General features: G+C 64.3%; 12 protein-coding genes and 1 pseudogene. 9 read left to right on the top strand and 4 right to left on the bottom strand.

Annotation, left to right across the window (positions count from 1 at the left end):
* Window positions 1-78: 78 nt before the first annotated feature.
* Window positions 79-534, top strand: a complete 456-nt coding sequence (locus AB5Y48_RS16040) for a 2-amino-4-hydroxy-6-hydroxymethyldihydropteridine diphosphokinase (RefSeq protein ID WP_050666500.1) — start codon at window positions 79-81, stop codon at window positions 532-534.
* Here AB5Y48_RS16040 and AB5Y48_RS16035 read toward each other — a convergent pair.
* On the bottom strand, window positions 531-1,232 hold the full coding sequence (locus tag AB5Y48_RS16035; protein WP_368165108.1) for an SDR family NAD(P)-dependent oxidoreductase: 702 nt from the start codon (window positions 1,230-1,232) through the stop codon (window positions 531-533). The two genes, AB5Y48_RS16040 and AB5Y48_RS16035, sit on opposite strands and share 4 nt — an antisense overlap.
* A gap of 206 nt (window positions 1,233-1,438) precedes the next feature.
* Here AB5Y48_RS16035 and AB5Y48_RS16030 point away from each other — a divergent pair, with 206 nt between their 5' ends.
* Window positions 1,439-1,639 (top strand): hypothetical protein, encoded by a 201-nt coding sequence (locus AB5Y48_RS16030; RefSeq protein WP_050666498.1) that lies wholly within the window; start codon window positions 1,439-1,441, stop codon window positions 1,637-1,639.
* Between the two features lie 224 nt (window positions 1,640-1,863).
* On the opposite strand, the gene AB5Y48_RS16025 is transcribed toward AB5Y48_RS16030, so the two are convergent.
* Window positions 1,864-2,154, bottom strand: a complete 291-nt coding sequence (locus AB5Y48_RS16025) for a hypothetical protein (protein WP_050666497.1) — start codon at window positions 2,152-2,154, stop codon at window positions 1,864-1,866.
* 160 nt (window positions 2,155-2,314) lie between these two features.
* Here AB5Y48_RS16025 and AB5Y48_RS16020 point away from each other — a divergent pair, with 160 nt between their 5' ends.
* The 5 genes from AB5Y48_RS16020 (at window position 2,315) to AB5Y48_RS16000 (ending at window position 8,193) form a co-directional block, all read left to right on the top strand.
* A complete protein-coding gene (locus AB5Y48_RS16020) occupies window positions 2,315-4,450 on the top strand; it encodes an AsmA family protein (protein ID WP_368165106.1) in 2,136 nt (711 codons plus the stop codon).
* A gap of 129 nt (window positions 4,451-4,579) precedes the next feature.
* Window positions 4,580-5,218 (top strand): TetR/AcrR family transcriptional regulator, encoded by a 639-nt coding sequence (locus AB5Y48_RS16015; RefSeq protein ID WP_368165104.1) that lies wholly within the window; start codon window positions 4,580-4,582, stop codon window positions 5,216-5,218.
* On the top strand, window positions 5,215-6,159 hold the full coding sequence (locus AB5Y48_RS16010; protein ID WP_368165103.1) for an HlyD family secretion protein: 945 nt from the start codon (window positions 5,215-5,217) through the stop codon (window positions 6,157-6,159). The genes AB5Y48_RS16015 and AB5Y48_RS16010 overlap by 4 nt, the downstream gene beginning before the upstream one ends.
* Window positions 6,156-7,085: an ABC transporter ATP-binding protein gene (locus AB5Y48_RS16005; protein WP_050666493.1), complete on the top strand. Its 930-nt coding sequence runs from the start codon at window positions 6,156-6,158 to the stop codon at window positions 7,083-7,085. Before AB5Y48_RS16010 ends, AB5Y48_RS16005 begins: the two co-directional genes overlap by 4 nt.
* On the top strand, window positions 7,075-8,193 hold the full coding sequence (locus AB5Y48_RS16000; RefSeq protein ID WP_368165101.1) for an ABC transporter permease: 1,119 nt from the start codon (window positions 7,075-7,077) through the stop codon (window positions 8,191-8,193). The genes AB5Y48_RS16005 and AB5Y48_RS16000 overlap by 11 nt, the downstream gene beginning before the upstream one ends.
* A gap of 79 nt (window positions 8,194-8,272) precedes the next feature.
* Here the strand turns inward: AB5Y48_RS16000 and AB5Y48_RS15995 are convergent, their stop codons facing one another.
* A complete protein-coding gene (locus AB5Y48_RS15995; protein ID WP_050666491.1) occupies window positions 8,273-9,730 on the bottom strand; it encodes a DUF2235 domain-containing protein in 1,458 nt (485 codons plus the stop codon).
* 255 nt (window positions 9,731-9,985) lie between these two features.
* On the opposite strand from AB5Y48_RS15995, the gene AB5Y48_RS15990 reads away from it, so the two are divergent.
* Together AB5Y48_RS15990 and AB5Y48_RS15985 are read left to right on the top strand one after the other, a co-directional pair.
* Window positions 9,986-11,224 (top strand): DEAD/DEAH box helicase, encoded by a 1,239-nt coding sequence (locus AB5Y48_RS15990; RefSeq protein WP_368165099.1) that lies wholly within the window; start codon window positions 9,986-9,988, stop codon window positions 11,222-11,224.
* A gap of 19 nt (window positions 11,225-11,243) precedes the next feature.
* Window positions 11,244-12,200 (top strand): hypothetical protein, encoded by a 957-nt coding sequence (locus AB5Y48_RS15985; protein WP_136614211.1) that lies wholly within the window; start codon window positions 11,244-11,246, stop codon window positions 12,198-12,200.
* Between the two features lie 312 nt (window positions 12,201-12,512).
* On the opposite strand, the pseudogene AB5Y48_RS15980 reads toward AB5Y48_RS15985, so the two are convergent.
* A pseudogene (locus tag AB5Y48_RS15980) lies at window positions 12,513-12,932 on the bottom strand (alpha-amylase family glycosyl hydrolase); the annotation flags it as partial.

Here is a 12,932-nt window from a genome sequence, read left to right as displayed (position 1 = left end):
AACAATTGATCGCGCAATGAACTACCTTCTCCTCGAGAGGCCGGGAGTCATCCCGGCCACCCGTTTCAAGGAGGAGGCATGTTCTACCTGTGCAGCATTGGCTCCAATATGGAGCCCCATCACCACGTCAGCAGTGCCATCGGTGAGCTGGTCACCCAGTTTGGGCAGCTTTCACTGAGCTCGGTGATCCAAACCAAGCCGGTCGGAATGACCAGCCCTCACGACTTTCTCAACTGTCTGTTCGTGGTGGAGAGCCCCCTCTCCAGCGGTGAGCTCAAGGGACACTTCGTCGCTCTGGAGCAGGCCCACGGCCGGGATCGCAGCGATCCCCTGTGCAAGGTCAAGGATCGTCCCCTCGATATCGACATCCTGGCCAGCCATCCTCTGGGGGATTTCAGTGCCGCCCGGGTCGACAGCTATCTGGAGGCCCTGCTCGCGGAGCTGTGCGGGGAGGCGGTCACCCTCACCGGCAAGACGGCCCTCTATCCCTGCGGCCAACGGGTCGGCACCGCTCCTCGCCGGCTCAGCCACTAAAGCCGAGCCAGGGCGCGCCCCCCATCCACCTTCAGGCTGGCCCCCGTCATATAGTCGTTGGCCATCACCATCTCGAGGGCCTGCCAGATGGGCTCCAGCCCCCCCTCCTTGGCCAGAGGGGTGCGCGAGAGCACCTCTTGCCGCCACGCTTCTCCATGTTCGTCGAGAAACAGGATTGGTCCCGGCTCTATGGTATTGACCCGCACCCCGGGGGCCAGCTCCCGGGCGGCGCTCATGGCCAGGGCATGGGCTCCGGCCTTGGTGGCCACATAGGCGGCCAGCTCGGGGGGCGGGGCGTGGATATAGATGTCGGTGATGTGAACGATGAGCCCGCGCCCACTCCTGGCCAGGGACTCGCCCAGCAGGCGGTTAAGCAGGTGGGGCGCCTGCATATGAACCCGGAAGAAGCGCTCGAACTGGCGCGCCTCCTCGGTCGGATCCGGCGACCCGTTCTCGAAGCCCGAGGCGTTGTGAACCAGCAGATCCAGCCCACCCGAAGCGACCGCCTGCGCCAGCTGCGCCACCTCCTCGAGACGGGTGAAGTCAGTCTGCCACAGCTCGGCCCCCGCCTCTCGCAGTCGTGCCAGCTCGGGTCGCTCGGTGCGATAGCTGCCCGCCACCTGCCAACCCGCCGCGAGCAGTCGCTCGCAAAGATAGAATCCCAATCGCCGGCCACAGCCGGTCACCAAGGCACGCATTGCTCTCTCCTCATCCATGGCATGAGCCCAGCATAGCCCGAACCCATCGCCCGACTCCCATTTTTCAACGCCCCTCTCCCGGCCCTTTGCAATTTGCGTGGCAATTGAGGGTGCCCCCCTTCCCGAGGGGCGCCACGACAGGGTTCTCGCTTCTGGCAGAGCACTTGCATTACCCGGATTGAAGGGCAACAGAGGGGGAAGAGATCATGAACCACGAAGAAGATCTGCTGCAGCGACTGGCACGCTTCGAGCGTCGGATAAAGCGGGTCGCCGGCCCCCGCCCCGAGCGGGCCCTTCCCCGATCCAGGGGTAAGACCCTCTCCCTGACGCAGTGGCTGCTACCGGCACTGGTGATGGTCATGTCGGGGGCGTTGATCCAGGAGATCATCTGGCAAATCCACCACTGAAGATGGATACAAGATCGAGGATTAGCGCCAGCTCACAGAGGCATAGGGGAAAATGCGCTAGATTAACAAGGCCCATATGACTCATTCCAACAAGGAGCCGTAGATGAGTACCGAGCTGAAGATGGCCGCCCTGACGACCGGCGGGGCCCTGGTGGTGATCATCACCCTGTGCACCCTGATCTTTGCCTGAGCCCACAGAGCCCGCCGCCGGCGGGCTCTTGATGTTACTTCTCCAACCGCTCCAGCGTCTCCTCAAGACAGGTCTGCTCCAGCTCGCTGTCCCTGTGCCGGGTCTCGAGCCAGGCACGGTTGTCCTCGTCGGCAAAGCGGGCCTCCAGCTGCTCGCGTTCATCGGCGAGTCGCTGCGCATCCCCCTTCTCCCCAGCGGCCAGGGTATTGGGCAGGGCCTGCTGCTTGCAGATCTCCAGCAGGCGCGCCATGTCCGCCTCACGGTCCGTGGCCGGACTACAACCGGCCATCAGCAGGGCCGACACCACCAACAGGCTGATACGCATCCTCATCTCTCCTCTCATACACCGATGACGCCAGAGCCTACCACGCCCTCTCCTCCCCCGGCAGCCCCCGTCACCGTCGTTCGTAAGGAGACATTCGATACCCGATAGGGAGAGGCGATCATGCTATAGTCTGGCCGATCTCATCCTCATGGAGCCAGTTATGAAGAAGCTGCTCATCTTGCCCCTGACCCTGCTGCTTGCCCTGTTCGTTGGCGGCGCACTGCTCTCTACCATCGACACGGAGCAGTTCAAGCCGCTGCTGGTCGAGCAGGTTCGACACCAGACGGGGCGCGAGCTTCGGCTCGATGGCCCGATTGGCTGGCGCTTCTGGCCCAGTCTGGGCCTGACGGTCGATCGGGCCGCCTTGCGCAACCCGGCCGGCTTCTCCGAGCCTGACCTCATCCGTCTCGAGCGGGCCAGCGCCTCGGTTGCCCTGCTCCCCCTGCTCTCCCACCGCCTCGAGATCGGTGAGATTCGTCTGCAGGGGGCCCACCTGCTGCTGGAAACCCGCAAGGACGGCCACAACAATCTGGAGCAGATGGGCCCCGCGCCCGAGGCAGCCACAGGGAAGGATGCGCCGCACAATGGCGAGGCCACTACGGCCCCGGGTGCGACCCCCTCTGACGCCCCCGCCTGGCAGATCCGGCTCGGCGGCATCGCCCTGGAGCAGGCCAGTGCCCTCATCCTCGATGGGCGCACAGGCCGCCGCCTCACTCTCGACAACCTCGACCTGACTCTGGGCGGTGCCGATGGGGAGGGGTGGATGCCGCTGACCCTGAGCCTACTGGCCAAGGAGCAAGCGGCAGAGTACCGATTGAGTGGACAGGGTGAGCTGCGCCTGGGTCAGCCCATGGCCACCACGGCACTGCGCCGCCTCTCGGTGGAGGGAAGCCTGCAGCGTGGCCCGCTCAAGATTGAGGCCTTCTCCCTCAAGGCCGAGCACCTCGCCCTGGCCACCCCCTCTCCATTGACCCTGACCCTCAAGGGGGGAGACGGGGTTCGCCAGGCTGACCTCAAGCTCACCACCACCCTCTCGGCAGACGGCGAGGGGAAAACGGTACGGCTTGGCGGCAGCCACCTGACCGCGACGCTGGAGGGCGCCGGCGTGCCCCGCACTCCCCTGGCACTGGATCTCAACGGGGATATCGCCTACGACAGCGCGGCGCGCAGCCTCAGTCTCACCACCCTCAAGGCCCGGAGCGGTGACCTGACCCTGGGGGGAGAGGCCTTTGTCACTCTCCAGGAGACGCCGCTGGTGCGCTTTAATCTGCAAGGCGGCGCCTTCGGTCTGGATGAGTGGCTCGCCACCACGGCGCCTGCGGCTCGGGAGAGCACGACAGACAAGACCCCGGCCACCGCCCCGCAGGGGGCGACACAGCCCCGGGAAGCACAGGCTCAGGATGAGCCGGATCTCTCGGCCCTCAAGGGGGTCAACCTCGACGGCCAGCTCAGACTCGCGGGGCTCACCTACGCCGGTCTCACCCTGACCCAGCCCGAGATCGCCCTGACACTCGACAAGGGGCTGCTCACCCTCAAGCGCTTTAAGAGCGGCTTCGATCAGGGGCAACTGAACGCCAACGGCCAGCTTGATGCCCGCCAGCACCCGGCCAGCTACCGCCTCAACGCCCAGGGCAAGGATGTGCAGATCCGCCCCCTGCTGCAACAACTGGCCCAGAGCGATCTGCTGTCGGGGCGCACCAGCCTGAGCCTGGCGGTGCAGGGGCATGGCCTCTCCCAGGTGGCCCTGCGCCGCGGCATCGCGGGCCAGGCTCATCTCAAGATGGAGGACGGTGCCCTGCATGGCGTCAACCTGCCCGAGATGATCCGCGAGGCCAAGGCAACCCTCAAGGGTCAGCGCGCCGAGTACGTGAAAGAGGAGCGCAAGACCGACTTCAGCGCCCTCACCGCCAGCTTCCAGCTCGGGGGCGGCAAGGCACGCAGCAACGACATCCAGCTCTTCGCCCCGGCGCTGCGGGTACACGGCAGCGGCGAGACCGACCTGGTGAGCGAGGGGCTCGACTTCCTCTTCAATACCTCTGTGGTCGGCACCAGCAAGGGCCAGGGTGGCCGCGACGTGGGCGAGCTCGCGGAGGTGACCATACCGGTGCGTATCACGGGGAGCTGGAGCCAGCCCAGCTACGCCCTCGATCTCAAGGCGCTGCTGCAAAACAACAAGCTGCTCGAGGAGAAGGCGCGCAAGGAGGCCGAGCGCGGCATCAACAAGTTGCTCGGTGACAAGGGTGATCCGGCCCTCAAGGAGGCCGCCGACAAGCTGCTCAAGGGGCTGTTTAACTGACCCCCCGGGCCGGCCGCCAGGGCCGGCCCTTATTCCTCATTTGCGCCAAAAGCGGGAATAAAAACCGTGTCTTTTCCCCCTCCCCTTCATTAGCATCTTCATCACGCGAGGAGTTAATGGAGAGCCCCCATGCAGAGCACACCGGGACGGCCGAAGGGCGAGTCAGATGCACGCATTCGCCTCATTCAGGCGGCCCTGAACCTGTTTAGCCGTCAGGATTACCGTCAGGTATCGACCCGCGCCCTGGCCCGGGAGGCGGGGGTCGATGCCGCCCTTATTCGCTACTACTTCGGCAGCAAGGGGGGTCTGTTTGAACAGATGGTGCGTGAGACCCTGTCGCCGGTGTTGCAGCGCCTGCGTCAACTGCCCCGGGAGGAGAGTCCCTCCGATCTGGCCGGCTTCATGGCCTATTACGACATCATGCTGCCCCACCCCGGCCTGCCACGCCTGGTGGTGCGCGTTCTGCAAGAGACCCCGGGCGGCGAGGCTCACAGGGCCATGCTTAGCGTCTTCGACGAGATCATCGAACACTCGCGCCTGGGTTTCGATCGCCTGCTAGGGAGTCGGCTCGAGAACGGGACGGACCCCGAGCTGGCACGCCTGAGCCTGGTCAGCCTGATGGTCTTTCCCCTCATCGCCCCTCCCGTGTTGATGGCCCGCTTTGGCCTCTCGCTCACCCCGGAGAGGATGCGCCCCCTCATCGAACACAACACCCGACTGCTGACCGAGGGGCTGTGCCCCCCCGCCGCCACAAGGAGCCACCCATGAGAGCCGTTTCCCTGCTGCTGCTCGCCCTGCTCGCCGGCTGCGACAGCCCCGCACCGCACATCTATGGCACTGTGGAGCGGGATCGCCTCACCCTGACCGCCCCGGTCGGCGAGCAGATCGCCACCCAACCGGTGCGGGAGGGGGACAGAGTCAAGGCGGGCCAGGTGCTGCTCACCCTGGACTCGCGCTCGGCCCGGGCCGAGGTCGATCGCCGCCAGGCCGAGCTGGCTCAGGCCGAAGCCAGGCTGGCCGAGCTTATCAAGGGCGCCCGCAGCGAAGCATTGGGCCGTGCCCGCGCCGCTCTGGATGGCGCCGAGGCGGCCCTGCGCGAAGCCGAGCTGCGCTATGGCCGCACCGAGCGGCTGCTCAACACCCAGGTGCTCACCGTCGCCGACTTCGATGCCGCCCGCGCCGCCCGCGACGGGGCAAGAGCCAGCCGGGAGCAGGCGGCCCAGAGCCTGAGCGAGCTCGAAAACGGCACCCGCAGCGAGCAGATCGATCAGGCCCGCGCCGCCGTGGCCGCCGCCAAGGCGGCCCTGACCCAGGCGCGCAAGGCCCTCGCCGATCTCACCCTGAGCGCGGCCCGGGACGCCCGGGTCGAGCTGCTGCCCTGGCGGGTGGGGGACAGGGTGGCCGCCGGCAGCCAGCTCGTCGGTCTGCTGGCCGAGGATGCCCCCTATGTGCGGGTCTATCTGCCGGCACCCTACCTGACCCGGCTCGCCCCCGGCAGCCGGGTGCAGATCCGGGTGGATGGACGCGCCGATCCCATTCCTGGCCTGGTGCGCACCATCCGCAGCGAACCCGCCTTCACCCCCTACTACGCGCTCAACGAGCGCGATCGCGCCCGCCTGATGTACCTGACCGACATCGACATCGAAGGGGGGGCAGAGCTCCCCGCCGGCCTGGCCCTGGAGGTGGTACTCGAGGAGCCGACCCCATGAGCGAGCTGGCCATCGAGACCCGGGGTATGAGCCGCAGCTTCGGGGATCTCAAGGCGGTGGACAGTTTGAGCCTCGCCATCCCCCGCGGCACCATCTATGGCTTTCTCGGCCCCAACGGCTGCGGCAAGTCTACCTCCATCCGCATGTTGACCGGCCTGCTGCGCCCCACCAGCGGCGAGATCCGGGTGCTGGGGGAGTCCCTGCCCGGCGCCGAGGAGCCCCTGCGCCGGCGCATCGGTTACATGACCCAGAAGTTCTCCCTCTACGAGAACCTGACGGTGGCCGAGAACCTGGGCTTCGTGGCCCGCATTCACGGCCTTGGCGGACGCGAGGCGAAAGCGCGGATCGCCGAGCTGATCGCCCTCTATGAGCTCGGCGGGCGAGAGCGCCAGATGGCGGGCTCCATGAGCGGTGGCCAGAAGCAGCGCCTGGCCCTGGCGGCCGCCACCCTGCACAGGCCCGAGCTGCTCTTTCTCGACGAGCCCACCTCGGCGGTCGATCCCGAGAATCGCCGGGAGTTCTGGGAGCGGCTGTTCGATCTCTGCGCCGCCGGCACCACCATACTGGTCTCGACCCACTACATGGACGAGGCGGAGCGCTGCCATGCCCTGGCCATACTGGAGCGCGGCGTCAAGCGGGCCGACGGCGCCCCCCAGGCGCTGATGGCGGCCATGGGGGCCCGGGTCATCGAGGTGGCAGGCGAGACCCTGCGCCCCCTGCGCCAACGCCTGACCCAGGCCCCCGAGGTGCTGAGCGCCGCCCAGATAGGAAGCCGGCTAAGGGTGCTGGTACGCAGCGATCTCCCCGACCCTCTGGGCTGGCTGGCCGCTCGGGTCGAGGGGCGGCCACTGGCCGAGGTGCGCCCCAGCCTGGAGGATGTGTTTGTCACCTGCACCGGGGAGAGAGGGGGTCACCATGGGGCTTAGGATGCTGGCGATCATCATCAAGGAGTTTCAGCAGCTCGCCCGGGATCGCATGACCTTCGCCATGATCGTCATGATCCCCCTGGTGCAGCTGATGCTGTTTGGTTACGCCATCAACACCGATGTGCGCCAGCTCCCGGCGGGGCTGGTGGATCTCAGCGGATCCTCCCAGGGGCGCGCCCTGGTACAGGCCATCGAGGCAAGCCAGGTGGTGCACTTCACCCGCACCTATGCCAGCGCCGCCGAGGCCGAGGCAGCCATCACCCGGGGCGAGGTCAAGGGGGTGCTCTACCTGCCACCGGACTTTGCCTCCCGCCTGATGCGCCGCCCCGAGAGCGGGGGGCACGTCACGCCCGCCCCTCTCGGCCAGTGGCTGGTGGATGGGTCGGACACGGTCGTCGCCTCGACCATTCGCACCCTGCGCAAGATGCCCATCGACGAGGTGTTGGGCCGCCCTGTGGCCGAGGCAGAGCCGACACTGGAGGTAGTGCAGTACTTCAACCCGGAGCAGCGCACCGTGGTCAACATAGTGCCCGGCCTGCTCGGGGTGATCCTCACCATGACCATGGTGCTGTTCACCTCGGCTGCCATAGTGCGCGAGCGCGAGCACGGCAACATGGAGTTTCTCATCACCACGCCGGTACGCCCCCTGGAGCTGATGCTGGGCAAGATAGTCCCCTATGTGCTGGTGGGCTTTATCCAGGTGGCCATCATTCTCGGGGCCGGCCACCTGCTGTTTGCGGTGCCGGTGCGCGGCGGCCTCGACTCCCTGGCGCTGGCCTCGCTGCTCTTTATCTGCGCCAGCCTGACCCTGGGGCTGGTCATCTCCACCCTGGCCCAGACCCAGTTGCAGGCGATGCAGATGACGGTGTTTATCCTGCTCCCCTCCATCCTGCTCTCGGGCTTTATGTTCCCCTACGAGGCGATGCCGGTGGCGGCCCAGTGGATCGCCGAGGCCCTGCCTGCCACCCACTTCATGCGGATGGTGCGGGCCATAGTGCTGCGCGGCGCCGAGGTGAGCGAGCTCGGCCGCGACGCCCTGTGGCTGCTCGGCTTTACCGCCCTCGGCCTGCTGACCGCCTCGCGCCGCTTCACCAAACACCTGGACTGAATATCGATAAATACAGGTCTTCAACCCCTGTCATACAAGAAGGGCCTTCACAAGAAGGCCCACTCCATACAGAGGTGATTTACTCACGCGTCACCGTCAAGGTCACAAAGCCGCGGTTGTTTTCATAAAACCCCCAGGCATCGTTGGCAAAACAGTAGAGATAACCGCTCTGCTCAGGGGTGTGGGTACACTCCTTACCAATAACAAACGGGATCAGTGGCGCAGGTGTTCCATCCTCATTCGGGTTGTTCCCATTGGCCAGAGCGCCTATCAGGGTAAACCACTTCGCCCCTTCCACTCGCTTGGTTCCCATGAGGTTGACCTGCGGATTATCCGTCACCTTACCGTACACACTCTCAAGCTTGCCGAGCATATTGGCTATCTGGTGGGTAAAGGCCGTGCTGTACTCCCCATCCGGCCCGGCGGGAATATGAGAGTCATACCACTCACCCTGGGCACTAAAGCGGTACTGATGGTTGGCTTCCAGATAGATGCCGGTCCAATACCATGGATGGCGGGCATAAATATCGAGAGTAATTGAGCCTTGTGGCGACCAGTCGCGAGTGGGTAGATAGGGGAGCTGAGCGATGGGTGATGCCAGGCGCCGCGCCTGCACCGAGGGGTGGTACTGCGCCGAGTCCAGCCTGGGTAAACCACGTGGCCGGCTCAGTAACAGCTTCATCAAGCCGACGTGCGACTCATGCAGCCATCCCGAAGGGTCCGGCTGCAGCTGTTCTACGGGTACCGGCTTGAACGCGAGACCAGATTGCTGCGCCTCTTCCATCATCCACTTCAGCGTGATGTCCGCGAGGCCATGATCCTTGTACCCCCCTCCCACATCGCTGTGCACCCCGGCAAACCAATATTGCTTGATATCCCTGCCCGGCTCTTCTCTCCACAGGGTGGGTGTAAAACTGCTGCGCTTCTCATCGATAGAGACTGCGTGACGCGCACTCTGCACATGGGTGCCCAGTTTCACATCATGAAAGCGGTAGTTGTCGGGGTTATCGAACAAATTGAGCACCCCCTTGTCATCGGGAATGCCTAAAGCACCAACGGTATCCCACACCCCGATAAAGCGAATGGCGGTGGAGTTGGGGTGAAAATCAAGATCGCCGAGCGAGCGCCCCTCCCGATACCCTTGCCGATAGATACGCTCCACCACCTTGCCGCGCCCCTCATCGGCATGGAACCGAACAAGCCCGAAACGCCCGATCATCCCCCCAAGGCTACGGGCGGTGAAGGCACCGCGGCTGAATCCGAACAGGAAGATCTCATCCCCTTCGCGATAATGAGTCGCCAACCACTGATAGCAGTCACGAATATCTTCGCTGAGCCCATAACCGACAGCGCCTCCCAGCACCTTGTCCATCAGGCCACCACTACCCACTCCGCTCTGATAACGAGTCAACTGCGAATCATCGCAGCAGAGGGCATTGAACAGCTTGAACACATTGGTCGGCGCCGGTACGCCTTCATCTTTGTTATCCGCGCTGTTCCAGGTTCCATCACAGCAAACGATCAATTTTCTGGCCATCACTCGTCCCCCATCCTGGCTAACCCGGTTCGGTCCATCAAGGATACCGAACGCCCACAACCAGACTCATACTAGACCATGCGTTAATCCGCCCCGAGAAGGTGATCACAATCTGCCGGCTCCCCGATGAGTTCCGCCGACCTTCTGGTTGAAGCTCTGTCTGCTGCGCTTTACACCGCGCCTCTGATACCATTCCCCCCTGTCACCATTTTTCTATCCCGGCCTCTGGCCATGCAATCCAAAGGGACGCCTGTTATGTCCACGACCTTCACCGCACTCGGCCTATCCCAGCACCTGCAACAGACCCTCTGCGAGCTTGGCTATCGCGTGCCGACCCCGATCCAGGAGCGCGCCATCCCCCTCATCCTGGCCGGACGCGATCTGTTGGCTGGCGCCCAGACCGGCACCGGCAAGACCGCCGCCTTCGTGCTGCCGCTGATTGAACGACTGCTGAAGGCGCCGGCCGGCGAGGCGCGGCCGGTGCGCACCCTGGTGCTGGTGCCGACCCGCGAGCTGGCGGTGCAGGTACAAGAGAGCGTCGTGCGTTACGCCAAGGGCACACCTCTCACCAGCACGCTGGTCTACGGCGGGGTCAGCATCGCCGCCCAGGTGGAGGCCCTCAAAACGGGCGTGGATATCCTGATCGCCACCCCGGGCCGATTGCTCGATCACCTGCGCCACGGGGCGGTGAGCCTGTCGGCAGTGAGCCATCTGGTGTTTGACGAAGCCGACCGCATGCTCGACATGGGGTTTATGGACGAGATCACCGCGCTGCTGAAACACCTGCCAGCAGCCCGCCAGACACTGCTCTTCTCGGCCACCTGTGATGACAACCTGTTTGCCTTGAGCAAGGTACTACTGCAGGACCCCGAGCTGATTGAGGTGGCAACCCGCAACACCACGGCGGCCGAGGTGGAGCAGCGGGTCTATGCGGTAGACAGCGAACGCAAGGTGGCGCTGGTGCAGCACCTTATCAAGGCCAAGGGGTGGGCACCGGCACTGATTTTTTGCCGCACCCGCCAGGGGGCCGACAAGCTGGCCCAGCGGCTCACCCAGGGCGACATCAATGCGCTGGCCTTTCACGGGGACCTGACGCAAGGGGCGCGGGAGAAGGTGTTGATCGAGTTTCGCGCCGGCACCCTGCAGGCCCTGGTGGCCACCGACGTGGCGGCGCGCGGACTCGATATCAGCGATCTCAACTATGTGATCAACATGGAGTTTCCCTTTATCGCCGAGGACTATGTGCACCGCATCGGCCGCACTGGCCGCGCCGGCAACAAGGGGCTAGCCATTACCCTGTTCAGCCCGGAAGACACACCGCTCATGGAAAAAGTCGAGGCGGTGCTCGACACCCGGCTGCCCCAGCAGTGGTTCCCGGGCTTTGAGCCGGATCTGACCCGCGAGGCACCGAGCAAGGGGCGCAGCAGCAAGGGGGCCCTGAAGCAGAAGGCCAGACGCCAGGCCCTGGGCAAGGGCAAGGGCAGTAAACGCTGAGCGCAGGAGGAGCATCGTTATGATGTGGTCAAGACAGCTGGCGCTGATCGCCGCCCTGTGTGTCACCCCGCTCTTGCAGGCGGCTGAACCACGCCATTTTATCTACACGAGTTCAGGAGAACTGGCCGCAGCACAGCCCTTGCTCGCGCGCAGCGACATCGACGGTGCCCAGATTGTTTACAGCTGGCGAGCCCTCGAGCCCACCAAGGGGCATTACGATTTCTCCGCCATCGAGCGGGACTTAAAGACTCTGCAAGCGAGTGGCAAGCAGCTCTTCATCCAGATCCAGGATCGCTTCTTCGAACCCGACGCCCGCTATGTGCCCGACTACCTGATGCAGGATCCCGCCTATCACGGTGGCCTCGCCCCCCAGTTCGACAATCCGGGGGAAGGCAAGCCGGTCGGATCGGGCTGGGTAGCCCGCCAGTGGGATCCGGCGGTGCGGGCCCGCTATCAGGCGCTCCTCGCCGCGCTGGCCCGGCAATTTGATGGCCGCGTCTATGGCGTGAATCTGCCCGAAACGGCGATCGATCCGGACGAGAAGCGTCCGCCCGAGGGGTTTACCTGCGATCGCTACTTTGAGGGTGAGATGGATAACCTCGCCGCGGCGCGCCGCCTCTTTACCCGTTCGCACCTGGTGCAGTATGTCAATTTCTGGCCCTGCGAGTGGGATAACGACCACGACTACATGGGGCGCCTGTTTGCCTTTGCCCACGCCAACCGGATCGGCCTCGGTGGACCGGATATAGTGCCGCACCGCAAGGCCCAGATGAAAAATGCCTACCCCCTCTTCCACCGCTACAAGGGCAAGCTTCCGCTGGTCGCCATGGCAGTGCAAGAGCCGACCCTCACCTATACCAACCCCGCCAGTGGCAAGCCCTTCACCAAGAAGGAATTTGTGGCCTTTGCCGATGACTATCTGGGGGCCGATATCATCTTTTGGAGCACCAGCTCCCCCTGGCTAAGCTCCCACTAAAACCCCAAAAATGCCCTGATGGGCGTTTTGGGCCGCCTCTTTTCCTCCCTTTTCGACATTTCCAACCCTCTCTTTTTTGGACACCCATCAATTCACCGATCTCTTCTTTCTATTGTGGGACATCCATCATTTATCTATCGCGTAATGGTAAAGCGGTGCGCATCGTTCATGGGTGGGATGTCAGCCCGATTCGCCCAGAATTGTCAGGATTTCAGGCTCACTGTGTGAGGATTTGAAAACAAGCACAATAACGACCAGCCAATGACGCTAACATCACTGGATAGAGGCTTACAAGATGGGTTTAATGCTGAGTCAATAAGCCGGCTGGTGACACCGTCGCTGGCCGCAGTGGTGGGCGTAACGCTCTCGTGCCACGCCGTGACCGATGGCCCGGATGCCGCTTCGTTTGAACAGCTTCACCTGCTTGAGCCAGTCCTCAGCGTCGAGTTGCAACCGTTGCAAGATGGGGGAAAACGCCGCAGGGATATGGCCCCGCTTGTCATCGCGGATGGCCCGCCCCGTCCAGTCAACCAGCGCCAGATAGTCGCTGAAGGTGTAGGGGAGTGACTCGGGTTCCCCCTGCTTGGCAAACGGCAGCAGCAGGGGTGGCAACTCGGTGGTCTGGGCCCTTCCCAGGCGCTGGCTGATGCTGGTGTAGTCGCTCTCCTCGGGTCGGTCGGCGAGTTTGGCGCGAATGGGGTTGAGCTCCACATAGGCCATGCAGGCGAGCAG

The organism is Aeromonas sp. R6-2 (genome assembly GCF_040908155.1).
In the GTDB taxonomy this organism is placed as follows: domain Bacteria; phylum Pseudomonadota; class Gammaproteobacteria; order Enterobacterales; family Aeromonadaceae; genus Aeromonas; species Aeromonas schubertii.
Note: the sequence above shows the minus strand (reverse complement) of the source record. Positions and strands in the feature narration are given on the sequence as shown.

Coding starts and splice junctions, on each gene's coding strand:
- AB5Y48_RS16040 (WP_050666500.1), top strand. CDS start 79: ATGTTCTACCTGTGCAGCATTGGCTCCAATATGGAGCCCCATCACCAC.
- AB5Y48_RS16035 (WP_368165108.1), bottom strand. CDS start 1,232: ATGCGTGCCTTGGTGACCGGCTGTGGCCGGCGATTGGGATTCTATCTT.
- AB5Y48_RS16030 (WP_050666498.1), top strand. CDS start 1,439: ATGAACCACGAAGAAGATCTGCTGCAGCGACTGGCACGCTTCGAGCGT.
- AB5Y48_RS16025 (WP_050666497.1), bottom strand. CDS start 2,154: ATGCGTATCAGCCTGTTGGTGGTGTCGGCCCTGCTGATGGCCGGTTGT.
- AB5Y48_RS16020 (WP_368165106.1), top strand. CDS start 2,315: ATGAAGAAGCTGCTCATCTTGCCCCTGACCCTGCTGCTTGCCCTGTTC.
- AB5Y48_RS16015 (WP_368165104.1), top strand. CDS start 4,580: ATGCAGAGCACACCGGGACGGCCGAAGGGCGAGTCAGATGCACGCATT.
- AB5Y48_RS16010 (WP_368165103.1), top strand. CDS start 5,215: ATGAGAGCCGTTTCCCTGCTGCTGCTCGCCCTGCTCGCCGGCTGCGAC.
- AB5Y48_RS16005 (WP_050666493.1), top strand. CDS start 6,156: ATGAGCGAGCTGGCCATCGAGACCCGGGGTATGAGCCGCAGCTTCGGG.
- AB5Y48_RS16000 (WP_368165101.1), top strand. CDS start 7,075: ATGGGGCTTAGGATGCTGGCGATCATCATCAAGGAGTTTCAGCAGCTC.
- AB5Y48_RS15995 (WP_050666491.1), bottom strand. CDS start 9,730: ATGGCCAGAAAATTGATCGTTTGCTGTGATGGAACCTGGAACAGCGCG.
- AB5Y48_RS15990 (WP_368165099.1), top strand. CDS start 9,986: ATGTCCACGACCTTCACCGCACTCGGCCTATCCCAGCACCTGCAACAG.
- AB5Y48_RS15985 (WP_136614211.1), top strand. CDS start 11,244: ATGATGTGGTCAAGACAGCTGGCGCTGATCGCCGCCCTGTGTGTCACC.